Source organism: Exiguobacterium sp. s35 (assembly GCF_018617535.1).
GTDB lineage: Bacteria > Bacillota > Bacilli > Exiguobacteriales > Exiguobacteriaceae > Exiguobacterium > Exiguobacterium aestuarii.
Genome location: NZ_JACSKI010000002.1, coordinates 17290 through 42137 on the forward strand (window position 1 = coordinate 17290; position 24848 = coordinate 42137).

Genomic DNA, 24848 nt, shown 5'->3' on the forward strand with positions numbered 1-24848 from the left:
GATGAACGAATCTCAATTTATTGAAGCGTTACGGGCTAAAGGATTTGAACTGAACGAGACACAACTCGCTCAGTTCAAGCGCTACTTCGAGATGCTCGTTGAATGGAATGAAAAAATGAATTTGACGGCCATCACGGACCAGGAAGAAGTGTATTTGAAACACTTTTACGATTCGCTCAGCGTAGCGTTTCACTTCGACTTCACGCAAGTCGAAACGGTATGTGATGTAGGGGCGGGAGCTGGATTCCCGAGTCTTCCCCTTAAGATTTTATTCCCTCACTTACATGTCACAATCATTGATTCATTGAATAAGCGCATCACGTTCTTGAATGAGTTGGCTCTTGCCCTCGGACTTGAAGGTGTCGCTTTCCATCATGGTCGTGCCGAAGAGTTTGGGAAAAATAAAAAATTCCGCGAACAGTTTGATGTCGTCACAGCGCGAGCCGTTGCCCGCATGACAGTGTTGGCTGAGTATTGCCTGCCGCTCACGAAAGTGGGTGGAAGCTTTGTCGCGCTTAAGGCGGCTAAAGTTTCTGATGAGATGAAAGACGCTAAAAATGCGTTGGCTGTTCTAGGTGGGAAAGAAAAAGCGACACACCAGTTCCTATTGCCAGGAGAGATGAGTGAGCGTAATATCGTAGTTGTAGATAAACTACGAAAAACGCCCGGGAAATATCCGCGTAAAGCGGGGACGCCGGCGAAAGAGCCACTTATCTGATGATGTCGTTTCACGTGAAACAAAAGCAGATTCCAGTGGTGGAGTCTGCTTATTTTTTTACATAAAAGGGGTGCCCGACGTTGAAGAATAGATTTGCGAAATTGTTCGGTGTGAATCGAAAAGATGAAGTTGCCGTGACGCAGATTGCGGAAGTTCGAGCGGACGACACGGTGCAGGAGCTCTCGTTGTCACGATTGCGTCCGAACCGATATCAACCGCGTAAAGTATTCGAACCGGCAAAAATTGAAGAGTTAGCAACGACGATTTCGGAACATGGACTGCTTCAACCGATCGTGGTTCGAAAGGCAGACGGGGACTGCTATGAAATCATCGCAGGGGAGCGCCGTTTCCGAGCCGTGAAATCGCTTGGCTGGTCGGCGATTCCGGCAATTGTTCGCGATATGGATGATGATACGACGGCTGCGCTCGCATTGATTGAAAACTTACAACGTGAGCAGTTGAGTCCGATTGAAGAGGCGGAGGCGTATGACCGGTTGCTCGCCTTGAACGGATTGACGCAAGATGCGTTAGCGAAGAGTTTAGGGAAGAGCCAGTCTACGATTGCGAACAAGTTGCGACTGTTGAAGTTGCCTGAGGACGTGAAGCAGTCGCTTCGTGATCGTCGCATCAACGAGCGACACGCCCGTGCACTCTTGCCATTAAAAGAAGAGGGGTTACAGCTCCAAGTGCTCGTGGAAGTGTTGGAACAGGATTACAACGTCAAAGAGACTGAGGAACGAGTCGCCTTTTTGACAACACCAATCGAAGAAGAAAAACGTAAGCCGAAAAAGCAACGTCGTCGAACGAAGAGTTTTGCGCGTGATACACGAATCGCCATCAATACGATTCGTGACTCGATCGATTTGATTGGGAAAACAGGGATTGATGTCCAAACTGAAGAAGTAGACGAAGAGGAATTTGTTGAAATTCGAATTCGCATCCCGAAAGCGCGGCCTCAAAAATGAGTCCGTGCTTTTTCATACGATGAAGGAGGTTTGTAGATGGAACGATTAGCTTTAAAATTCATTCGCCCAAACCCGAACCAACCACGTAAACAATTTGAGGTGGAAAAGCTAGAAGAATTGCGTCAGTCGATTGAACGGTATGGTGTGTTGCAGCCGATCGTTGTTCGAAAAGCGACTGGGTACTATGAGATCATCGCCGGTGAAAGACGATTCCAAGCGGCAAAACTCGCCGGTAAAGAAGATATTCCCGCTTTAGTCGTCACGGCGGACTCGGATCGCGTCATGGAGTTGGCATTGATTGAAAACATTCAGCGGGCCGACTTGAACGCCATCGAAGAAGCAGTCGCCTACGAGCAATTGATGCAGACGCTCGGACTGACGCAACAGCAACTGGCAGATCGGGTCGGAAAAAGCAGAAGTCATGTGACGAACAGTTTGCGCTTGCTTCGTTTACCGAGCGCGGTCCAGCACGCGGTCATGGTCGGGGATTTGACGATGGGTCATGCACGGGCGATTACAGGCATGAAATCGGAACAGGCGATGGAACAGATTGCAAAACGGGTGATTGCTGAGCACTGGACGGTACGTCGACTCGAGCGTTACTTACAAAAAGAGCGCACAGCAAAAAAGACGCTGAAGCAATCGAACGCAGATATCGAAGCGGTCGAAGCGGTGCTTGCAGAGCGTCTTCAAATGGATGTGTCGATTCGTCCTCGCCGAAAGGGCGGGGTCTTAGAATTAAAGTACTTTTCACAAGACGATTTAGAACAACTACTTACGCTGTTGTCTCCTCAAGACTTTGACTCGTCCCGTGACTGACGAAGCCTTGTGATCGCGGCTTCTTCTTGATGAAGGCGTCCGATGCGTGAATCAAAATCGACAAAGCCTTCCGTGATGAAGCGTGCGAGTTCGTATACGAGATGGAGACGTGTGTTTTGTAGAATCATCATTTCCATGAACCCACTGACATTCACGACGGCTTTGATATTATAAGCGCCGACTGCAGGGAGTTCTTTTTGGACACCTGCACCTGGGGCGAGTGGTCCTTCGGAGAAGAAGATATAGCCAACGCTCGACAAACGTCCGAGACAGGCATCGATGGCGATGATGAGCGGTTGATGGAAGCGCGTTTGAATCTCATGTAACGTCTCCACTAAGTTGAGCGCGTGTACGGGTTTCGTCAACGTACCGTATACGTGTAAATTACGAATGCGACGCTCTTCTAAAAACGTTCCGACGAGTGGACCAAGAGAATCACCGGTCGAACGATCCGAACCGATGCAAACAAGGACAATGGGGCGATGGGTTTCATTGACCAACTGTTCATGAAGCTGGTCCGCAAGTAATCTGGATCCACTCCGTTCAGTGTGTTCAATGAAGAAAGAGTATGGTTTATGAGGTTTTAGGCGAAACGGCATGAATCTCATCCTCTCTTCTGAGCTGCCTATTCCTAGTTGCAGTTAGGGGATTGATCTCGTATTAACCCATTCCCAAAAGTGGAAAACTTCTAAACTTCCGAATGCGGCGTTTGAGAAAAGTCGTGAAATATGTTTTGATGATTTAGAATCTACGACTTTGAGGTGAAAAGATGGCTTCGCAAAATACAGAAAAAGATTTAAGCACGGTGGCAGACGAAACGATGGATAGCGTGAACCAATTCGTGGAGTACTTTAAAGATACAGACATGTGGATTGGCTTGGGGATTAAGCTCGCTGGGGTAGCGCTCATCATTCTTGGTTTATACATTGCGACAAGAATCTTGACGACGATGGTCGAACGCGTGTTTACGCTTCGGAAAATAAAAGAGCATGACATTGTCGCTCAACGTCAAAATGAAACGTTATTAAAACTCGCACAAAACACGATTCGTTACGTGATTGGGTTGATCATGGTCCTGACGGTGCTCGGACAGTTCGGCGTCAATATCGCCGGTTTGATCGCATCGGCCGGGGTCGCAGGTCTTGCGATTTCATTCGGTGCACAAAGTTTGGTGAAGGACGTCATTACGGGCGCATTCATCATTTTTGAAAACCAATATAAAAATGGGGATTATGTCAGTTTGAATCAACAGGTCGAAGGAGTCGTCATCGAGGTCGGCATTCGAACGACGAAACTAAAAGGGTTGAACGGACAAGTTTCTATCATTCCGAACGGACAAATTATGCAAGTGACGAACTATTCGCTTGAAAATAGTGTGGCGGTTGTCGATGTCGGTGTCGCCTATGAAGAGGATATGGAGCGTGTCGAGTCGGCGATTAAAGAGATCGCAAAAGAAGTTGAGGCGAAATATCACGACCTCTTCATCGAACCGATCACACTCGCCGGTGTACAATCACTTGGAGCTTCAGAAGTCGTCTATCGCTTGATGGCAGAAGTACCACCGACTCAACACTTCGCAGCTGGACGAATTTTGCATAAAGAGTTGAAGGCAGGATTCGACCAACGAGGCATTGAAATTCCGTACCCACGGACGGTCATGTTACCGCCGAACCCAGCTCCTAAAGGAGGAGAAGCAGAAAATGCACAGTAAAACTTATGCGTTGAACGATGTTGTGGAAATGAAAAAGCCACATGCCTGCAAGACGAACCGCTGGCAAATCACACGTGTAGGGATGGACATTCGCATCAAGTGTCAAGGCTGCGGAGCAAGTGTACTCATGCAACGCCGAGACTTTGATAAGCGATTCAAGAAAGTGCTTGAGCAAGGGAACGCCGCAGAATAAGCGGCGTTTTTCTTTAGGTTATGAACGTGAGTTGCGGTTTAATCGTGGACTAACTATAATTGTGAAGGATGTGACGGTGTGGTGTACTGAAGGTACCCACTCCACAGACGGCTTAACATTTCCCGGGAAACACCGGATGAGGAGGAACTACTAGTGGGATTAACAGCAGGAATTGTCGGATTACCAAACGTCGGGAAATCGACTTTGTTTAATGCGATTACACAAGCAGGAGTCGAAGCGGCTAACTATCCGTTCGCGACAATCGACCCGAACGTCGGAGTCGTAGAAGTACCAGATGCGCGCCTTGATCGTTTGACGGAACTCGTCAAACCGAAAAAGACGGTGCCGACAGCGTTCGAATTTACAGATATCGCTGGAATCGTTAAAGGAGCATCAAAAGGTGAAGGGCTCGGAAATAAATTCTTGGCGAACATTCGCGAAGTTGATGCGATTTGCCAAGTCGTTCGTTGTTTTGAAGATGAGAACATCACGCACGTTTCGGGACGCGTCTCACCGATTGACGACATCACGACGATCAACCTTGAATTGATTTTAGCTGACCTAGAGTTAGTTGAAAAACGTATCACACGTGTTCAAAAAATGGTCAAATCAAAAGATAAAGGTGCCGCGCAAGAACTTGAGGCACTCGAAATCGTGCAAGCTGTCTTAGAAGCAGAACGTCCAGCCCGTGTCGCAGAGCTCACGGATGACCAGTTAGCAATCGTGAAACACTTCCAATTGTTGACGATGAAGCCAATGCTCTATGTGGCGAACGTGAGTGAAGACGAAGTGGCAGACGCGGACTCAAATGAATACGTTCAAGCAGTTCGTGACCATGCGGCAACAGAAGGTGCGAAAGTCATCGTCATCTGTGCGCGTATCGAAGAAGAAATTTCAGAGCTCGAACCGGAAGAACGTCTCGAATTCTTACAAGATCTCGGTATTGAAGAGTCAGGGCTCGATCAATTGATTCGTGCGGCGTATTCGACACTTGGTCTTGCGACGTACTTCACGGCAGGTGAGAAAGAAGTTCGCGCTTGGACGTTCAAACAAGGAATGAAAGCACCACAATGTGCCGGTGTCATTCACTCTGACTTCGAACGTGGCTTCATTCGTGCCGAAGTCGTGGCGTATGAAGATCTTTCAGCAGCTGGCAACATGACGACAGTGAAAGAACAAGGGAAGCTTCGTTCGGAAGGTAAAGAATATGTCTTCCAAGATGGCGACGTTGTCACATTCCGATTCAACGTATAAGTTGATTTACGGAAACGTGTTGTAAAAACCAAGGAAGTTTGATAGTATATTATGACGTGAGTAAAACAATTGTTTGCTCCTTGCTCCTACAAACCGGTAGGAGCCGTTAGTCCAAGAGGAGGTGAAAGATAATGCGTAAATACGAACTTCTTTACATTATCCGTCCATCAGTTGATGAGGAAGCGAAGAAAGCTTTAATCGAGCGCTTCAACAACGTCATCACTGAAAACGGTGGTACTGTTGAAAAAACAACAGACATGGGTAAACGTCGTTTCGCTTATGAAATCAACAAGATGCGCGAAGGACACTACGTTCTTCTTAACATCGTTGCTGAACCTAAAGCGATCCAAGAAACAGAGCGTCTCATGAAGATCTCTGACGACGTTGTCCGTCAAATGACAACAAAAGACGAGCGTTAATCCTTAACGTCTCGTATCGTGAAAGGGGAGCTTGGAGATGATTAACCGAGTTGTGTTAGTTGGTCGATTGACTCGCGATCCGGAAATGCGTTATACGCAGAGCGGAATCGCCGTAACACGCCTTACTCTCGCTTGCGATCGTCCATTCGCTGGACAAGATGGGAAGCGCGAGACGGACTTTATTGATTGCGTCGTTTGGCGTAAACAAGCAGAGAACGTAGCACAATACTTGAAAAAGGGCAGCATGGCCGGCGTTGACGGTCGCCTTCAAATCAGTAGTTACGAAGGACAAGATGGCCAACGTCGTTACCGGGCAGAAGTAGTCGCCGACAGCGTACGCTTCCTTGAACCACGCGGAGCCTCAGGGCAACGTGAGCAAGCACCATCTGGAGATGTCTTCGGTGGTGGTGAATCAAGTGGATCAGGATGGGGCGCAGGAGCTGCTTCGACTTCATCTCAGTCCTCGAATTCGAATAAAGGTTTTGACGCAGATCCGTTCTCGGGTGGCGGCAAAATCGACTTGTCAGATGATGATCTGCCATTCTAATCATCATTGACAACAAAAACTAACTTATAAAGGAGGTCTTCACATGGCACGTCGTCCAGGAGGTCGTCGTCGTCGTAAAGTATGTTTCTTTACGTCGAACAACATCACTCATATCGATTATAAAGACGTAGAATTGCTCAAACGCTTCGTTTCGGAGCGTGGTAAAATTCTTCCACGTCGTGTGACTGGTACTTCAGCGAAATACCAACGTCCACTTACTGTCGCTATCAAGCGCTCACGTCAAATGGCTTTGCTTCCATACGTTGCAGAGTAATGTTTGACGAACGGCTTATCCTTTTGGATAAGTCGTTTTTTTGTATTTTACCTCGTTTGTAAGTGTGTAAGTGAAACCGACGAATATGGTATGATAGAGCAGAAACCTTTACGATTCCATGGGTGAACATTACTCATTTTAGGAGGCATACATGCACAGTGGTGAAGCAATAACATCCGTGAAGAACCAATACGCGCGGCACATGATTCCATATGTGATTGGATTTTTTGTCTCGTTTGGATTGGCGTTCTACAGCATTGTGGCAGCAATCACCCTGTTTATGGGCACGCTGATCTTTTATATCTATCAGCAAGTGACGATGCGACGGGAACGTAAAAATTGGGAACAGTATGTCCTCTCACTCTCTCATCAAATCGAGGAGGTCGGGAAAGAAGCGTTGACGACGATGCCGATCGGGATTTTAGTCTTTGATCAAGACCGACGCATCAGTTGGTTTAACGAACAATCGCGATTGATCTTCGAACTCGATATGGCGATTGGTGTACCGCTCGATGCGCTCCATTCCGCATTCGATGAATTGATTGAAGAAGAAGAGGATGAAGCCACGATTGAAGTGGGTGACCGCGTCTACCGTGTCTATTACAATCAAACACATCAAACACTCTATTTGTTTGACATGACCGAAGAAGCGGAGATTGAGCAAAAGTATGTTCAAACACAAACGGTCATTGGTATTTTGTATTTAGATAACTATGACGAGATGTCGACTGCGGTGGATGAGCAAGTGCGCAGTGACGTGAATCGTCGTGTGACGGTGCTTCTCAACCAATGGGCGCAGCGACATCATGTCTACATGCGCCGTACGGCAGCTGACCGCTTTTTCCTCGTGATGAACGAGCGGACATTGTCCGAGCTTGAAAACAATCGTTTTTCGATTTTGGATGAAGTGCGCGATGCGACGAAGGAACAAAAAATTCCGTTGACGTTATCGATTGGAATTGGATGTGGAGAGACGACATTGACGGAGCTCGGTAATTTATCGCAATCGAGCCTCGATCTCGGACTAGGTCGCGGTGGTGACCAGGCCGTCGTCAAACGTCATAACGGAAAAGTCCGCTTCTTTGGAGGAAAGACAAATCCGACGGAGAAACGGACGCGCGTCCGGGCACGTGTCATCTCGAACTCGATGCGTGATTTGATTCGGGAGTCGAGCCGCGTCCTCATCATGGGACATAAAAATCCAGATATGGACTCGCTCGGAGCTTCCATCGGGATCATGAAATTGGCTGAGTTTGTCGGACGTGAGGCGTATGTAGTGATGCCGTCAGGTGAGACGAGCATCGGTATTCAACGGCTCGTTCAAGAAGTGGAGAACGATGACTCCTTATATAGTCAGTTCTTGACCGAATATGAAGCACAGCCGCTCATCGACGAACAGACACTCCTTGTCGTCGTCGACACGCATCGTCCTTCACTCGTCATTTCAAAGGATATCTTGTATCGGGCGGAGCGCGTCGTCGTAATCGACCACCATCGTCGCGGGGAAGAATTCATCGAGGACCCGGTCCTGGTGTACATGGAGCCTTACGCCTCATCGACATGTGAGCTCGTCACGGAGTTGATTGAGTATCAGGCGGGAAGTCGCAAGCTCTCGATTCTCGAGGCGACGTCACTTCTTGCAGGAATCATGGTCGATACGAAAGGCTTTACGCTCCGCACAGGTTCACGTACGTTCGATGCGGCGTCCTACTTACGCATTCAGGGAGCTGACACGGTGCTCGTGCAGCACTTCATGCGTCAAGACCTCGATGCCTATATCGAGCAGTCACAGATTTTGAAAAACACCGAGATTTACGCAGATGGTATGGCGATTGCGGTCGCTTCTGACGACGAGGCTCATCATCAAGTATTGATTGCCCAGTCGGCAGACCAATTGCTCAATATGGAAGGTGTCAAAGCCTCGTTCGTCATCGCGATTTTACCAGATGGGCGAACGGGCATCAGCGCTAGGTCGCTTGGTGACGTCAACGTCCAAGTCATCATGGAAATGCTCGATGGGGGCGGACATTTGACGAATGCGGCGACACAACTCGAGATGAGTCGCGAACAAGCAAACGTCTTGTTAAAAGAGGCGATTGATCATTATTTGACAGATGATACTGAAGGAGAGGAATTAGAATGAAAGTCATTTTGAAAGTAGATGTAAAAGGGCAAGGGAAAGCTGGAGAAGTGAAGAACGTAGCCGATGCTTACGCGAAAAACGTCTTGTTCAAGAAAAACTTGGCGGTTGAAGCGACACCTGGAAACTTAAAAGCGTTCGCAGCGAAAGAGCGTCGTGCCGAAGAAGCGGCAGAAGAAGAGTTGAAAGAAGCGCAACAACTCAAAGCGAAACTTGAAAAAGAGACGATTGCCGTTACGACGAAAGCCGGTGAAGGTGGACGCGTGTTCGGATCGGTCACGAGCAAACAAATCGCAGATGCCCTCAAATCGATGGGTTACAAAATCGATAAGCGTAAAATCGAGCTCGAGCACCCGATCAAGGCGCTCGGTTTCACAAAAGTGCCAGTGAAGTTGCACCATGACGTCGTCGCGACGTTGAACGTACATGTACAAGAAGCCTGAAGGTGAGGTAGAGACGGATGAGTGATGCGATTCAAGTCAATACACCACCACATAGCGTGGAAGCGGAGCAAGCCGTCTTAGGGGCGATCATCCTCGATTCGGACCGGCTGATCACGGCCTCAGAGCGGGTCGACCCGGACGACTTTTATCGCGTCAGCCACCAACGCATCTTTGAAGCGATGTTAAAGATCAATGACCGGGGTGAACTTGTCGACTTGGTCACGCTCAGTTCAGAGCTTCAGGCGCAGGGCATTTTAGACGAAATCGGCGGCCTCAACTATTTGGCCGAGGTCGCGGAATCGGTCCCGGCCATCGGGAACATCGGCTATTATTTGAATGTCGTCGACCAAAAAGCAGCACTTCGTCGCCTGATTCGAACGGCGACAAATATCGTTTCAGATGGTTATGAGCGCCAAGATGAGGTCGATTCTGTCCTCTCAGATGCAGAACGGAACATTTTAAAAGTATCGCAACGTAAGGGGCAATCGAGTTTCCATCCGATTGGTTCCGTCCTATCGGATGCCTATTCGACGATTGAAAAGCTGCATCAGTCGAGCGGTGAAATCACCGGTATTGCGACAGGGTTTACCGATTTGGATAAGATGACGGCCGGTTTCCAACGAAACGATTTGATTATCGTGGCCGCTCGTCCATCTGTTGGGAAGACCGCATTCGCCTTGAACATCTCGCAAAACGTTGCCGTCCGTACGGGCGAGAACGTCGCCATCTTCAGTTTAGAGATGGGTGCGGAACAGCTCGTCATGCGTATGTTGTGTGCGGAAGGGAATATCGATGCCCAACGCCTCCGGACCGGTCGTCTTGAAGCGGAAGACTGGGGTCGCTTGTCACTTGCGATGTCATCGCTCTCCCAAGCGGGCATCTATATCGACGATACGCCAGGTCTTCGTGTCAACGAGATTCGGGCGAAATGTCGTCGCTTGAAGCAAGAACATGGTCTCGGGATGATCATGATTGACTACTTGCAGCTCATCGTCGGGAACGGGAAGCCGGGCGAGAACCGCCAACAGGAAGTTTCTGAAATCTCGCGTACGCTCAAAGCGATTGCGCGGGAACTCCAAGTACCCGTCATCGCCTTGTCGCAGCTCTCACGTGGAGTAGAGAGCCGTCAAGACAAGCGCCCGATGATGTCGGATATCCGTGAATCGGGAGCGATTGAGCAGGATGCCGATATCGTTGCCTTCCTCTATCGTGATGACTATTACGATAAAGAGAGTGAAGACGCCAATACGATTGAAATCATCATTGCGAAACAACGTAACGGTCCGACCGGTACGGTCAAGCTCTCCTTCCGGAAAGAGTACAACAAGTTCGTCAATATGGAGACACAAGCCTTCGCGCCACCGATGTAACGTCGGTGGTGTCTTTTTTTGTATAGGTCAGTCATAAAATAACGAACGAATAGTTACATGTTGTATAAAACGTTCGGTATTGGATTGACTTTCTTGCTTTTCAAGTGTACACTTACGGATGGTTTGAACAGAACGTTGATTAATAAGGAGGATTCATTATGTCATCAGTAGTCGTAGTGGGAACGCAGTGGGGCGATGAAGGGAAAGGGAAAATCACCGATTTCTTATCGAAACAAGCCGAAGTCGTCGCGCGTTATCAAGGGGGAGACAACGCTGGTCACACGATCGTCTTCAATGATACGAAATATAAACTTCACCTCATTCCGTCGGGTATCTTCTATTCGGATAAGACGTGTGTCATCGGGAACGGAATGGTCGTCAACCCGAAATCACTCGTGACGGAACTTGCTTACTTACATGAGCGCGGTGTGAGCACGGACAACCTCCGTATCTCGAACCGGGCGCATATCATCTTGCCGTATCACCAACTTCAAGACCGTTTAGAGGAAGATGCAAAAGGTGATGCGAAAGTCGGGACGACACTTAAAGGAATCGGTCCAGCATACATGGACAAAGCGGCACGCATCGGGATTCGTATCGCGGACCTTCTCGACAAAGAAGTGTTTGCGGAGAAATTAAAGACCGTTCTCGAATTGAAAAACCGCATGTTCGTGAAAATGTATGAGGTCGACCCAGTCGAATTTGATGATATCTTTGAAGAGTACTACGCGTATGGCCAACAGTTCGCGAAATACGTGTGTGATACATCTGTCGTCTTGAACGATGCGCTCGACGAAGAGAAGAAGGTTCTCTTTGAGGGAGCACAAGGTGTCCTTCTCGATATCGACCACGGAACGTACCCGTTCGTCACATCGTCGAACGCAGCATCAGGCGGTGTATCAAGTGGTGCCGGAATCGGCCCATCGAAAATTCATCACGTTGTCGGCGTCTGTAAGGCATACACGTCACGCGTCGGTGACGGTCCGTTCCCGACACAACTCGATGATGAGATTGGTCATACAATCCGTGAAGTCGGGAAAGAATACGGAACGACAACAGGCCGTCCACGTCGTGTCGGCTGGTTCGACTCGGTCGTCGTCCGTCACTCACGTCGTGTCAGCGGGATCACAGATCTTTGCCTCAACTCAATCGATGTATTGACAGGTCTTGAGACGCTCAAGATTTGTACATCGTATGAGTACGAAGGAAAGCATCTTGACGAATACCCACCGAACTTCCGTGTCCTTGAGAAGTGTGTACCAGTGTACGAAGAACTTCCTGGCTGGACAGAAGATATTACGGGCGTCCGTAACTTCGACGATCTTCCAGAGAATGCGAAGCGTTACGTGCGTCGCATCGAAGAATTGACGGGTATTGAGTTATTGACCTTCTCGGTCGGACCGGCTCGTGAGCAGACGGTCATCTTGCGTGACATTTACGAAGCATAAGAAAGGGAGCCATTGCGGCTCTCTTTTTCATTTCCACGGAAATGGACCACGCTTTCTAAGCTGTATAAAAAGAGTTACAATGTAGGCATGTACGTTTAATGATAAGAGGAGGACTCACTGAATGGATCGTACGATTTTAGTGGTAGATGACGAACAACCAATCGCAGATATATTGAAGTTTAAACTTGAAAAAGAAGGTTACCAGGTGCATGTCGCATACGACGGCGAAGAGGCGCTCGTGAAAGTAGAAGAGATTCAACCGGATCTCATCCTGCTCGATATTATGCTGCCGCTTAAAGACGGCATGGAAGTATGCCGTGAGGTACGCAAGAAGTATGACATGCCAATCATCATGTTGACGGCAAAAGACTCAGAAATCGATAAAGTGCTCGGGCTAGAGCTTGGTGCGGATGATTACGTCACGAAACCGTTCAGCTCACGTGAGTTGTTGGCTCGCGTCAAAGCGAACATGCGACGTCATGCGACAGCGCCGGCGCCTGAAGCAAAAGGTGCGAACGCGAACGATATCGTGATCGGCGACTTGACGATTCACCCGGACTCGTACATGGTGACGAAACGGGAAGAGAAGATCGAGCTGACGCATCGCGAGTTCGAATTGATTCATTACCTCGCGCAAAATATCGGCCAAGTGATGACGCGTGAGCATTTGCTCCAAACCGTATGGGGCTATGATTACTTCGGGGACGTTCGTACCGTGGATGTCACCGTACGCCGTCTTCGCGAAAAAGTAGAAGACAACCCATCGACACCGACGTATATCATCACACGTCGCGGAGTCGGGTATTATTTGAAGGCAGGAGAAGAAGATTAAACGATGAAACGGACGAACTTCTTTAAATCAATCCAGTGGAAGCTCGTCGTCATCTATGCGCTGCTCATTCTCGTTGCGATGCAAGTCATCGGCGTGTACTTTGTGCGTTCTTTGGAACGGCAATACATCAACAACTTCTCGCAGTCACTCGTCGACCGGGCGAACCTACTGAGCTATAACGTCAGTGAGGGGATCGCCGCGAACGAGAGTGACTCGACCACGGACCAGCAGTTGAACCAGTTACTGGATCAGCTGCTGTCTGACTTTACCGAGAGCACGACGCTAGCTGACGACATTCGAGAAGTCCAAATCATCGACACGAACAGTGTCGTACGGGCGACCTCGAACCAAAATAATCAAAGTCTCGTCGGACAACGGACGGCGAGTACGTTTATTCAAAAATCATTCGCGACAGGCGGCGCACAAGAGACGCTCGTCTATGAAGATTCGAATGATCGGATGCGTGTCGTCGCCGTTCCAGTCAAATCGGAAGTAGACGGAACCACAATCGGCATGATCTATATCGAGGCATCGATGCAATCCATCTATAACCAGATGGAACAAGTCATCCGCATCCTCGCAACAGGGACGGTCATCGCATTGATCATCACGTCCTTCCTCGGTATCCTGTTATCTCGAACGATCACACGACCGATTGCCGATATGCGTCGGCAAGCCGTCGAGATGCGAAAAGGGAACTTCTCGCGGAAGGTTAAAGTGTACTCGGATGACGAGGTCGGTCAACTCGCATATGCGTTCAACGAATTGACAGACGAGTTGATGGAGGCGAATGCAACGACGGAAGCCGAGCGTCGCCGATTGACGAGTGTCCTCGAGAACATGTCGGACGGTGTGGTCGCAACCGACCGTTCGTTACGGGTCATTTTAATGAACGACCAGGCACGCGATATGATCGGGGTCGACGAAGAAGAGGCGATGGGAATGAATTTACAAAGCCTCCTCGCGTTCGAAGAAGAGATTGTCATCCCGGAGGATGGGACGATGCCGGCGAAACTGATTGACCTCAGTACGGATGAGGAACTGTTCCTCGTCCGAGCCTATTTCTCACCGATTCAAAAACATAGCGGGCCGATCACAGGTCTCATCGTCGTCTTGCACGACGTCACCGAACAAGAGCAGGTCGAACAAGATCGCCGTGAGTTCGTCGCAAACGTCAGTCACGAGTTGCGGACACCGCTCACGACGATGCGCAGTTACTTGGAGGTCCTTGCAGAAGGCGCCTATCAGGACGATGAGTTGGCACCGCGTTTCCTAGAGACGACGCAAAACGAGACGGAGCGGATGATTCGCCTCGTCAACGACTTGTTGCAACTCTCGAAGATGGACAGTAAAGAATATAAGATGCAGAAAGTGAAGTTCGATTTTGTGCAGTTCTTTAATGACATCATCGACCGTCACGAGATGACGAAAGGTGACGCAATTCAATTCCGCCGGAAACTGATGAAACGCCGCGTGTATGTGCATGCCGACCAGGATAAGATGACACAAGTGATTGATAACATCATCACGAATGCCATCAAGTTCTCGCCGGAGGGCGGTACGATCACGTTCCGGACGATGCTTCGGGCGAAACGCCTCGTCATCGGCATCAAAGATGAAGGGGTCGGGATTCCGAAGTCGAACTTGAAGAAAATTTTCGAACGCTTCTATCGTGTCGATAAGGCGCGGGCGCGTAATATCGGTGGAACCGGACTCGGTCTATCGATTGCCAAAGAAGTCGTATCCGCTCACGGTGGGGACATCTGGGCAGAGAGTGAATTTGGCCGCGGCACGACGATTTACTTCACGATTCCGTTCGATACGATTGTGGAGGTGAATGATTGATGAAACGGTTTACGATTGCAAAGCCAGAACTATGGAAGTCGTTGCTTTTGCTCACGTTAATCGTCACGTCGATTGTTCAAACCATCATTTTGTGGGATTATCATCCCACCTATCAGTCAGTCCAATCGGAGACACAGCTGACGACGGTGGACGAATCATTACAACGCCGGGCGAATCAAGTCGTCATTCCGGTGCAGGCGGTCGTTCATGACAACAACGCCGTCTTCGCTTCGAAGAACACCCCGAAGCAGTTGATGCGGGTCATTCGGGATACGTTTGAAGCGAGTGAGTTCAAACCGCTCGCCGCGAAGAATATCCCGAGCTTTTACACAGATATCAACGAAGGGCTCGAGTTGATTTTACCGGAAGCTTACTATGCGGATACGCTCAGCTACATGTTGCCGGGCACGTACAGTCTGTCTGGGAAGATTCCGCAGCGTGTGCTCATCTACATGGACGACAATGCGTTTACTATCCGGACGATCATGAGTGACCAATCGATTTGGGAAGGGAAGTTGACGAAGGTTGGAAACGGCGACGTGAACAGTCTGTTTTTGAAAAACTCGGGTCGCACGATGAAACGGGTGACGTATACGGATGAACGCGTGAACTACATCCCGGTCGTCGGACCGGAGATGAATGAGTTGTTCGCGTATGACGTATCGTCGATTCAAATCGATGCGCGTCTCGACTGGATGCGGGACACGTTCTTCCCAGGCGACCCGAACGTCCAAGAAGTCGATCCGGCAAGTTCGGTCGGTGCATTGACGAACGGTGTCAGCGTAGCAGAATATGACGCGAAGCTGAACGCGAGTCGCTATCGGAACTTGTCTCGAAACAGCACTGAGCGGGAAACGGCACTCGGATTGGATTCGATTGTTGAATTCGTGAATTTCCATGGTGGATGGGTCGACGAGTCTTCGGAGAATCAAGGACTCTCGCTTCGTTTCGATGCGATCACACCGGCGAACAAAGGCTTTGAAACGACCGTATTCCGTTTTCATGTGAAAGGATTCCCGGTCTTTAGCCAACGTGAGGCGTTTATAAACAATGACGCCATCGACTTATCCACATTGCGTGTGGAAAACGACGGGGCACAAGTCCGATCGATCACACGACATCACTTAGAGATTGACCGCTTGATCACAGTCGGCACGACGCAGCTGGCTGACGCAGAAGAAGTACTCGGTACACTTATCAATTCTGGACGGTTTGAGAACGTGACCGAGATTCGAATCGGTTATGAGATTGAATATAACGAAGATACGAGCCGATATGTGACGTTCTCACCGAATTGGTTCGTACGTGAAGCCGGACGTTGGGTCCCATACAATCAGTCAGAAGATTGGACAGAAAGGATGATGTATCGTGGATTGGAGTAAAGCGAAAACGATTTTAATCTTCGCCTTCCTCGCCCTGAACATCTATCTGTTGTTCCAATTGGTGACCGAAACATGGGCGACTGAAGTCGTGACGAATGACAATACGTCGATTGCACAAATTTTAGATCAACGAAATGTCGACCCGGCAAAATTGCCACGAATGGGTCGGGATATCGGATATTTGACGGGGTCGTCTGAAGAGATGTCGGCCGCGATGATCACGAAAAATCGTGATGCCCAACTGGCGACGACGCTCGACAACATGCAACTCGAAGTCGAACTGAAGCAGCCGGTGCCGCTCGATGCAAAAGATTTGAGAACGACCGCTTCGACGTTCGTGGCAGAATATGTCCCGTTCGGAGAAGAGTATGCATACTGGCGATATGATGAAAAGACGAGACAAATCGCCTTCGTCCAAACGTTTGAAGACAATAAGATTTTCTCGGCACCCGAAGTCGAGGGAGATTCGGAGATGTATATCGGACCATCCCTCATCTTGATTCAATTGAATGAGGAATATGAAGTGACGGATTATAAACAACGTCACTTGAAAGACATCTCATCAAAACCGCAGGACGATCTCGTGTTAACGGCCAGTGAAGCCATCTCTCAACTCGCGTCACGGAAGTATTTCCAACCGAACCAAGAGATGCGGGCCATCAACACAGGGTTTTATAGCTTACCACTCGACAGCTCTGGCGGTTTGATTATCATGCCACCGCTCTGGTCGGTCGCGATCGACGATTATGTGTATTTCGTCAATGCCATCGATGGGACGGTAGAGCGCGTCGAGTTCGAAACGAAAGAATGAAAGGAGTGATGGTGTGAGTTTACAGTATAGTGTGTTAGCGAGCGGATCGACTGGGAACGCCCTCTATATCGAGACGGAACGGACGAAGCTGCTCGTCGATGCCGGATTGACCGGGAAAGCGATGCAACAACGCATCGAAGCCATCGGTCGGTCGTTTGATGGGATCGATGCACTGCTCGTCACCCATGAGCACTCCGACCATATTAAAGGTGTAGGGATATTAGCACGAAAGTATAACTTACCGATTTATGCGAATGCGAAGACGTGGGAAGCGATGGAATCACTCATCGGAAAGATTGACCCGGCTTTGAAGTTTCATATCGAGGTAGGGGACGTGAAGCAGTTCGGTGATATTGAAATCGAGACGTTCAACGTGAGTCACGATGCAGCAGACCCGATGTTTTATCAGTTTGCCCACGATGGGAAACGTTTGGCCCACATCACGGACACTGGTTACGTCTCGGACCGCATGAAAGGGGTCATCCGTGGGGCCGACGACTTCATCTTCGAGTCGAACCATGATGTCTCGATGCTCCAGATGGGGCGTTATCCGTGGAGCGTCAAACGACGGATCCTTGGAGATTATGGGCATGTCTCGAATGAGGATGCGGCGATTGCGATGAGCGAGGTCATCGGTGACCGGACGAAACGGATTTACTTGGCGCACTTAAGCAAGGACAACAACATGAAAGAGCTCGCGCAAATGAGCGTCTCGCAAACACTCGGCATGCGAGACGTCGACTTAGGTCGTATCAAATTGTGCGATACGGACCCGACAATCCCCACTTCGCTCGTTTCTTTATAAGGAAACTTGGGAAAAGACAGTTATCACACTGTCTTGAAGGGGGGACGCGTCGTGAACGAAGAGAGACACCATGAGTATGAACCTCAAGACGTCGAACCTGAAGCACACGAAGCAACAGAAGAAAAACCGACGTATCCGTCTCGGAGTGAATGGCGTCCGAAGCAAGAGGAGCACGTACGCCACAAGCCGAGACCGAATATAAAACCGTTGTTACTCGGAGGGGTTGGCGGATTCTTAGGAGCGGCTTTGTTTTTTGTCACAGTGATGCTCTGGGATTCGCCGACCTCTCGTTTTGTGACGAACGAACTGACCCGGACCGAGCAAGCCGTGACCGTCACCGAATCTGACGTCACGACCGCTGTCCTCGGGGCGAAGACGTCCGTCGTCAGCATTACGAACATCCAGCGTGCCTTCACCTCAGACTCGCAGTGGGAGGCGGGCGCAGGCTCTGGCGTCATTTATAAAGTCGAAGGGAACACGGCGTATATCGTCACGAACTTCCACGTCATCGAAGAGGCGGATGAAATCAATATCGCCTTCTCCGACGGTCAGATTGCGTCAGCGACCATTTTAGGTGAGGACCCGCTCAATGATTTGGCGGTCGCGGAAGTCGAGCTGCCGGACAATATCGATGCGAAACCGATCGTGCTTGGCGATTCCACCGTGCTACAGGCCGGTGAGACCGTCATGGCCATCGGAAATCCGCTCGGTGTCTTCTCAAACTCGGTCACCCGTGGTATCGTCAGTGGTGTCGAACGGACGGTGCCGGTCGATACGAATAGCGACGGCTTGATGGATTACAACGCAGAAGTCATCCAGACCGACGCAGCGATCAACCCAGGAAATTCGGGCGGTGCCCTTATCAATGTTCGTGGGGAGCTCGTCGGGATCAATTCGATGAAAATCGCCGAAGCGAGCGTGGAAGGGGTCGGCTTCTCGATTCCGGTGAACGTGGCGCTACCGGTCATTGACATGTTAGAGCGTGACGGCAAAGTGACACGGGCCCAGCTCGGGGTCACGATTCAAGAAGTCATTGCCGTACCCGGTAACGTCCGGGAAGAATACGGCATCTCATTCGATCAAGAAGATGGTGTCTTCGTCGAAGAGGTGACACCAGGTAGTCCGGCTGAAGATGCGGGACTCCGCGTCGGTGATATCATCACGCAAATCGGAGATCGGGAGATTAAACGATACGTCGATTTACGCGATGCGCTCTATCGAGATGCGACGGTCGGTGATACGATTACGATTGAGTATTTACGTCGCGGGGAAACGAGAGAAACCGAGGCGACTTTAACTGAAGCAACTTAAAGAAGCGGCAACGCTTCTTTTTTAAGGAGGAAAAACTGTGGAAAAAAAAGTATGCAAGGAACATGTTGAAATCGCTTTAGACATCATTGTGGATGAAACAGGGGAGTACCCGTTGTTAGAGGAATTATCCACAAGTGAACACGTGACATGTGAGTTCTGTGAAGCCGATGCAACATATGTTGTGTCAAGCAAAAACTAATTATCAACATGTGGATTTGTGGATAACTCTGTGGATAACCCTATGGATAACTCCAAAAAAACTGTGGAAAAAGGAAGAATTGGATGAATATTTCAATTATCACGGTCGGCAAACTGAAAGAAAAATATTTAAAGCAAGGAATTGCCGAGTATACAAAACGGCTCTCTGCCTACGCAAAAGTGCAGGAAATCGAGGTCTCAGACGAAAAAGCACCCGAGCATTTGAGTGAGGCAGATATGTTACTAGTAAAACAAAAGGAAGGCGAGCGAATTTTGGCGAAGATATCCCCGGACACGCACGTCATCGCCTTGGCGATCAAAGGGAAGCAGCGGACGAGTGAAGAGTTCGCTCGTGAACTCGATCAACTCGCGACGTATGGCAAGAGTAAAATCGCCTTCGTCATCGGAGGATCGCTCGGTCTGTCGGACGATGTGATGAAACGAGCGGACGATACAATTTCGTTCTCGAAGATGACGTTCCCGCATCAACTCATGAAACTCGTATTGTGTGAACAGATTTATCGGGCGTATCGGATCAATCGGAATGAACCGTATCATAAATAAATATTTTCAAAGAGTTATGTAGAACATTGTTTTATACTTGTTCTAGATGACTTTTTTTAGGAGTTGAATCATATGGGTGTTTGGGGAGTAGCGATTTTATCGAATGATCTTGCCGAAGATATTCGGTTTATATACAAAGATTTACTAGGGGACGGCTATTCGAATGAACAAGCGAGTGAAAAGGTCATTCAAGAGTACGTAGATGAATTAGATGCTGAAGAAATGACACTTTTTTGGCTTTCCTTTTCACTTATTCAATGGAAGCTAGGACGATTACAAGATCACGTAAAACAAAATGCTTTAGAGATTATTGACAGTGGAATCGAGCTAGAAAATTGGAACGATGATTTAAAGTTAAAGAAGAAAAGAGAGGCCGTTCTTCTTAAGTTAAAACATCAATTGAATCAGTCTCAGCCCCTGGCTAAAAAGATTCCTAAACGCTTTGTAGCGGATACGACGTTTAAATCAGGAGACATTGTCAGTTTCCAAATGAACTCTTCCGAATATATCCTGTTAAAAGTGATTGATATTATTGAGCAGTGGACACGTGATCGGTACCCAATTTTTGAGATATACGATTGGCAGGGAAAAGAAATTCCTTCATTAGAGGAAATCAGTACATTGAGATTAAAGACAGAACCTTATGATGACGATGAGGACATGCCTCGAAAAATTGCCGTGTATCAGTCTGGAAAAAGGGATTCATTCATCAAGCGGTCTAGTCTCATTGCTGAAGGTTTTCCTGTAACGAGTGATACGGAACCACCTTACACATTGTTATCTTGGAAGAGCCTCAATGCATTCATAGATGAGATGAATTTAAGTAAAAACTAGATTGGACAGTAGGAGTCATCAAATCGATGGACTTTGCATCGGACTGTAATATTCTCAATCAAGGAAATGGAGCTGCAGCCAAACATGAACTACACCATCAACTTCCTAACAGAACGAATCGCTCCCGATTTTCTAACAACCTTTGAACGTTTTCAGGAAACGCATCGCATCTATGCTGTAGATCCGAGCGGTCAACTTTATCAAAAAGATGAGCATTATATCGATGAATGGGATAATGCGAAAAAACAACAGGTCGTTGAGATTCTCAACTACTACATCGATCGTGGCGGAGTTGTTGTGGCAATCCAAAAGGGCGAGACGCTACTTGGATTTGCTGGACTGAACGGACAACCGCTCGGAACGGAAGCCCAGTATTTGAATTTGGGATTTATTCATGTGAGTCGTCCTAATCGTGGACAGGGGATTGGTAAAGTGTTATTTGAACAGGTCTGTCAGGCAGCGGTCGATCGAGGTGCGAAGAAACTCTACATCGGGGCGAACCCGGCCGTGGATACGTATCATTTCTATGAAGCGATGGGATGCACATTAGCCAAAGAGATCGTGCCAGAAATCTATGAAGAAGAACCACTCGATCTGCAACTTGAATATGTCTTATCGTCTCCTGAGACCACATCGTAACGATGTGGTCTTTTTCATGCATAAATCGCTCAACTCCAAGTTTTTTCTCCTATGAAGAATTGACCGATTTCGAAAAATTGTGATAGAATCACAAGGCAAATGATTATCATTATCAGTCAATAATAATAGATGAAATCGAACCGTTGGAGTGAACGTGAAAGGATGAATACAATGAGCACGCTTGAAGCATATAACATGGCATTTAAAAACGGATTGGAATTAGAGGACGATGTGGTTCTCGAGGACATGAAGCTCGGAGAGTCGACGGAATGGGATTCGATTGGACACATGACGCTCATCGCAGAAATCGAGGATGCGTTTGACGTCTATATCGACTCGGATGAAATGACGGAGTTCCATTCGTATCAGTCTGGCATCGCGTTGCTGCAGCGCCTCGGTGTGGACATTAAATCATGACACTTTTTCAAACACTCGAGCAGTACACGGATCGTGAGGCGGTCTATGCGGACCGTTCTTACACTTACGGTGAGATGTTAGAGGTTGGCGACGCGATTAGTCAGGAAGTCGGCGAACGATCGCTCGTCTTCTGTTTGTGTGCCAACCGGGTGGAGTCGCTCTTCGGGTATGTCGGTTTCCTTCGGGGACGCGTCGTACCCGTCTTGTTGGACGCGGACATCCCAGCCGAGCAATTACAGAAGTTGATGGAACGGTATCGACCGACCCACGTATGGGCACCGGAATCGAGAGACGATTTGGCGAACTCGTTGAATGCTTACTACGGTTACGGCGGCTACGCCTTGTTTGAAACAGGAGCACCAGTTCACCATGAACTTCATGATGAATTGGCCCTTCTGTTGACGACTTCAGGGAGTACCGGAAGTCCGAAATTTGTCCGCCTCACTTATAAGAATCTATCAGCGAACGCCACATCGATCATCGACTATCTCGACATCGATCAAACGGATAAACCGATCACGACCCTTCCGATGAACTATTCATATGGGCTCTCCATCATTAACAGTCATCTGTTGAAAGGGGCGACCATCATTCTGACAGATTGCTCAATCGTTCAAAAAGAGTTTTGGGAGTTATGTCGTACCGAGCAGGCGACGACGTTCGGTGGGGTCCCGTTTCATTACGAGATGTTGAAACGATTGAAATTTGAGACGTATGACCTTCCTAGTTTGAAGAAGTTGACGCAAGCTGGTGGGAAGTTAGATTCGAAGCTCGCACAGCACTTCGCGACGGTGTGTGAAGAAAAAGGGATACAATTTTTCATCATGTACGGTCAGACGGAAGCAACGGCCCGGATGTCATATTTACCGGATCGGATGCATGCGGAAAAAGCGGGGAGTATCGGAATCGCCATCCCAGGTGGAGCACTCTCACTACGAGACGAGGCCGGAAACGACATCAAAGATGCGAACGTGACGGGCGAATTGGTGTATCAAGGCGACAACGTGTCGTTCGGATACGCGACCTCGTTGACCGACCTTGCGAAAGGTGACGACCATCAAGGTGTCTTGCGCACGGGTGACATGGCGTACCGCGATGAGGATGGGTATTTCTTCATCGTCGGCCGAATCAAGCGCATGATTAAACTATATGGGAGTCGAATCAGCTTAGACGAAGTCGAGGTTCTCCTTCGAGAGCACGGACATGACTGCGTCTGTGCCGGAGAAGACGACCAACTATACGTGTATACGCTACAAGATGACGTCGCACGCATTAAAAAAATCATCAAAGAACAAATCAAGGTGAAAGGTGTTCGAGTAATGCAGATTGATGAGATTCCACGCAATTCGTTCGGAAAGATTCGTTATGCCGCATTGCCGAAGCGAGAACTTGTGACCACCTGATTGTCAGGAATCGGTACATCGTCAAGTTTCATAACATCAGGTGGTAAATATGACTTTTATTTCGATTGAATTTCTCTTATTTTTAACAATCATTGTCGGAACGTACTACGTGGTCCCACATCGTTTCCGATGGATGCTCCTCCTCTTGGCGAGCTATGTTTTTTACGCCACGTTGAGCGTCCAATTCATCCCGCTCCTGTTGGTCAGTACCACTTTCACCTATGTGATTGGGATTCTGATTGAGAAGCAGGAGAAGAAAGAGCAGAAGAAACGGCTCATGTGGGTCGGTGTCTCCGTTCTCGTCTTCTTCCTCGGATGGTTCAAATATTTTAATTTCGTCAATGATTCGCTCCGTTCGTTCGCCGCATGGAGCGGATTTGATTATGATGTCCCTTATAAAGAAATCGTGTTGCCGTTGGCCATCTCGTTCTATACGTTCCAAGCCATCAGTTACGTCGTGGACGTTTCGCGAGGGAAGCAAAAAGCAGAGCGTCATTACGGCTATTTCTCGGTCTATTTCGCCTTCTTCCCGCAACTCGTGGCGGGGCCGATTGAGCGGGCGAAAAAGCTGCTTCCGCAACTGAAGACGGAGCAACATCTCGATTACGACAATATCAGCTATGGGATTCAGCGTATCATTTGGGGATTCTTCAAGAAGACGTTGATTGCTGACCGATTGGCTCCGATTGTCGCAAGTGTGTTCAATAGCCCGGACCCGACCGGTTCAGAGATCGTCCTCGCGACGATGCTGTTCTCGATTCAATTGTTCGCTGATTTCTCGGCGTGCAGTGATATCGCGATCGGTTGTGCAAGATTGCTCGGGATTCGGCTATCGGAAAACTTCAAGCAGCCACACTTCGCCTTATCGATTGCCGACTTCTGGAATCGTTGGCACATCACACTCTCGATGTGGTTACGGGATTATATTTTCATGCCGCTCGCGAAAGGGAAGAAGAAGCGCGAACAAATTTACGGCGCTATCCTCGCAACGTTTTTAGTGAGTGGAATTTGGCACGGTGCCGCATGGAACTTTGTCTTATGGGGACTCATTCATGGAATCTATCGTGTGTTCGGAGACCATACGAAACAGCAGCGCGAAAAAATGGCATCGTTGGTCGGGTTTGACCGCGTGCCGACCCTACATCGATGGTGGAAAATCGCCATCACGTTCCAGCTCGTCTGCTTCTCGCGCGTCTTCTTTCAATCGCATTCGATGGCAGAGGCGTTCTCGCATGCCAAATTGTACGTGACGCCTTCTTCATGGGCACCGTCAGGCATGGTGCAGGCGATTCAAATGTTCTCGTTACTCGATTTGATTATCTTCCTCGTCGTCTTTGTCGTCGTTCACTTATTCCAACATATTGAACGGACGAAAGGTTCGGCTTGGGATTGGATGGCACGTCAGTCTGCCGTGACGAGCGTGGCCATCAACTTGTTCTTGATTGTCTCGGCCTTCTTGTTTGGCGTGTCGGGCCAAGGATTTGTATACGGTGGGTTTTAAGATGT

The 24848-nt window shown here is 48.7% G+C and carries 27 protein-coding genes; 26 read left to right on the top strand and 1 reads right to left on the bottom strand.

Annotated elements, in window-relative coordinates; genetic code table 11:
* Position 1 precedes the first annotated feature (1 nt).
* The 3 genes from rsmG (at position 2) to KNO75_RS10525 (ending at position 2502) form a co-directional block, all read left to right on the top strand.
* Positions 2-718 carry a 16S rRNA (guanine(527)-N(7))-methyltransferase RsmG gene (gene rsmG / locus KNO75_RS10515; protein WP_214821845.1) on the top strand — a complete coding sequence of 239 codons (717 nt, stop codon included), beginning with the start codon at positions 2-4 and terminating at the stop codon, positions 716-718.
* A gap of 80 nt (positions 719-798) precedes the next feature.
* Positions 799-1683 (top strand): nucleoid occlusion protein, encoded by an 885-nt coding sequence (noc, locus tag KNO75_RS10520; protein WP_074034050.1) that lies wholly within the window; start codon positions 799-801, stop codon positions 1681-1683.
* Between the two features lie 36 nt (positions 1684-1719).
* Positions 1720-2502 carry a ParB/RepB/Spo0J family partition protein gene (locus KNO75_RS10525; RefSeq protein ID WP_074034048.1) on the top strand — a complete coding sequence of 261 codons (783 nt, stop codon included), beginning with the start codon at positions 1720-1722 and terminating at the stop codon, positions 2500-2502.
* On the opposite strand, the gene yyaC is transcribed toward KNO75_RS10525, so the two are convergent.
* Entirely contained in the window at positions 2475-3101 is a 627-nt protein-coding gene (gene yyaC / locus KNO75_RS10530) for a spore protease YyaC (protein WP_214795779.1), read from the bottom strand. The two genes, KNO75_RS10525 and yyaC, sit on opposite strands and share 28 nt — an antisense overlap.
* Positions 3102-3271: 170 nt before the next feature.
* Here yyaC and KNO75_RS10535 point away from each other — a divergent pair, with 170 nt between their 5' ends.
* From KNO75_RS10535 to KNO75_RS10645, 23 genes are all read left to right on the top strand, one after another.
* Entirely contained in the window at positions 3272-4213 is a 942-nt protein-coding gene (locus tag KNO75_RS10535; protein ID WP_214789939.1) for a mechanosensitive ion channel family protein, read from the top strand.
* Complete coding sequence (locus KNO75_RS10540) at positions 4203-4406, top strand: DUF951 domain-containing protein (protein WP_214696523.1); 204 nt, start codon at positions 4203-4205, stop codon at positions 4404-4406. The genes KNO75_RS10535 and KNO75_RS10540 overlap by 11 nt, the downstream gene beginning before the upstream one ends.
* 153 nt (positions 4407-4559) lie before the next feature.
* On the top strand, positions 4560-5660 hold the full coding sequence (ychF, locus tag KNO75_RS10545; protein ID WP_214821856.1) for a redox-regulated ATPase YchF: 1101 nt from the start codon (positions 4560-4562) through the stop codon (positions 5658-5660).
* A 131-nt stretch (positions 5661-5791) separates the two neighbouring features.
* Positions 5792-6079 (top strand): 30S ribosomal protein S6, encoded by a 288-nt coding sequence (gene rpsF / locus KNO75_RS10550; RefSeq protein WP_074034039.1) that lies wholly within the window; start codon positions 5792-5794, stop codon positions 6077-6079.
* A 37-nt stretch (positions 6080-6116) separates the two neighbouring features.
* Entirely contained in the window at positions 6117-6626 is a 510-nt protein-coding gene (ssb, locus tag KNO75_RS10555) for a single-stranded DNA-binding protein (RefSeq protein ID WP_015880231.1), read from the top strand.
* 43 nt (positions 6627-6669) lie between these two features.
* Positions 6670-6900: a 30S ribosomal protein S18 gene (gene rpsR / locus KNO75_RS10560; RefSeq protein ID WP_015880232.1), complete on the top strand. Its 231-nt coding sequence runs from the start codon at positions 6670-6672 to the stop codon at positions 6898-6900.
* Between the two features lie 151 nt (positions 6901-7051).
* Positions 7052-9043: a DHH family phosphoesterase gene (locus tag KNO75_RS10565; protein WP_214789944.1), complete on the top strand. Its 1992-nt coding sequence runs from the start codon at positions 7052-7054 to the stop codon at positions 9041-9043.
* Positions 9040-9483: a 50S ribosomal protein L9 gene (gene rplI / locus KNO75_RS10570; RefSeq protein WP_214696532.1), complete on the top strand. Its 444-nt coding sequence runs from the start codon at positions 9040-9042 to the stop codon at positions 9481-9483. Before KNO75_RS10565 ends, rplI begins: the two co-directional genes overlap by 4 nt.
* A gap of 17 nt (positions 9484-9500) precedes the next feature.
* A complete protein-coding gene (gene dnaB, locus KNO75_RS10575; protein ID WP_015880235.1) occupies positions 9501-10853 on the top strand; it encodes a replicative DNA helicase in 1353 nt (450 codons plus the stop codon).
* A 158-nt stretch (positions 10854-11011) separates the two neighbouring features.
* A complete protein-coding gene (locus KNO75_RS10580) occupies positions 11012-12301 on the top strand; it encodes an adenylosuccinate synthase (protein WP_214789946.1) in 1290 nt (429 codons plus the stop codon).
* Between the two features lie 121 nt (positions 12302-12422).
* Positions 12423-13133 carry a response regulator YycF gene (gene yycF, locus KNO75_RS10585; RefSeq protein ID WP_214696534.1) on the top strand — a complete coding sequence of 237 codons (711 nt, stop codon included), beginning with the start codon at positions 12423-12425 and terminating at the stop codon, positions 13131-13133.
* 3 nt (positions 13134-13136) lie between these two features.
* A complete protein-coding gene (walK, locus tag KNO75_RS10590) occupies positions 13137-14978 on the top strand; it encodes a cell wall metabolism sensor histidine kinase WalK (RefSeq protein WP_074034022.1) in 1842 nt (613 codons plus the stop codon).
* The gene (gene yycH, locus KNO75_RS10595) at positions 14978-16360 is read left to right on the top strand and encodes a two-component system activity regulator YycH (RefSeq protein WP_214795791.1); all 1383 of its coding nucleotides are present in this window, start codon (positions 14978-14980) and stop codon (positions 16358-16360) included. The genes walK and yycH overlap by 1 nt, the downstream gene beginning before the upstream one ends.
* Entirely contained in the window at positions 16347-17171 is an 825-nt protein-coding gene (locus KNO75_RS10600) for a two-component system regulatory protein YycI (RefSeq protein ID WP_214789956.1), read from the top strand. Before yycH ends, KNO75_RS10600 begins: the two co-directional genes overlap by 14 nt.
* A 13-nt stretch (positions 17172-17184) precedes the next feature.
* The gene (locus KNO75_RS10605) at positions 17185-17976 is read left to right on the top strand and encodes an MBL fold metallo-hydrolase (protein ID WP_214818155.1); all 792 of its coding nucleotides are present in this window, start codon (positions 17185-17187) and stop codon (positions 17974-17976) included.
* Positions 17977-18027: 51 nt separating this feature from the next.
* The gene (locus tag KNO75_RS10610) at positions 18028-19287 is read left to right on the top strand and encodes a S1C family serine protease (RefSeq protein ID WP_214821859.1); all 1260 of its coding nucleotides are present in this window, start codon (positions 18028-18030) and stop codon (positions 19285-19287) included.
* A 37-nt stretch (positions 19288-19324) separates the two neighbouring features.
* Complete coding sequence (locus tag KNO75_RS10615; protein ID WP_214789962.1) at positions 19325-19486, top strand: CxxH/CxxC protein; 162 nt, start codon at positions 19325-19327, stop codon at positions 19484-19486.
* Positions 19487-19569: 83 nt separating this feature from the next.
* Positions 19570-20049 (top strand): 23S rRNA (pseudouridine(1915)-N(3))-methyltransferase RlmH, encoded by a 480-nt coding sequence (gene rlmH / locus KNO75_RS10620; protein ID WP_015880244.1) that lies wholly within the window; start codon positions 19570-19572, stop codon positions 20047-20049.
* Positions 20050-20121: 72 nt separating this feature from the next.
* On the top strand, positions 20122-20883 hold the full coding sequence (locus KNO75_RS10625; protein WP_214821862.1) for a hypothetical protein: 762 nt from the start codon (positions 20122-20124) through the stop codon (positions 20881-20883).
* Between the two features lie 84 nt (positions 20884-20967).
* Positions 20968-21522, top strand: coding sequence for a GNAT family N-acetyltransferase (locus KNO75_RS10630; protein WP_214821865.1), 555 nt, complete (start codon positions 20968-20970; stop codon positions 21520-21522).
* 171 nt (positions 21523-21693) lie between these two features.
* Positions 21694-21939: an acyl carrier protein gene (locus KNO75_RS10635; RefSeq protein ID WP_214795803.1), complete on the top strand. Its 246-nt coding sequence runs from the start codon at positions 21694-21696 to the stop codon at positions 21937-21939.
* On the top strand, positions 21936-23342 hold the full coding sequence (locus tag KNO75_RS10640; protein ID WP_214821868.1) for an AMP-binding protein: 1407 nt from the start codon (positions 21936-21938) through the stop codon (positions 23340-23342). Before KNO75_RS10635 ends, KNO75_RS10640 begins: the two co-directional genes overlap by 4 nt.
* Before the next feature lie 49 nt (positions 23343-23391).
* The gene (locus KNO75_RS10645) at positions 23392-24843 is read left to right on the top strand and encodes an MBOAT family O-acyltransferase (protein ID WP_214821871.1); all 1452 of its coding nucleotides are present in this window, start codon (positions 23392-23394) and stop codon (positions 24841-24843) included.
* Positions 24844-24848 lie beyond the last annotated feature (5 nt).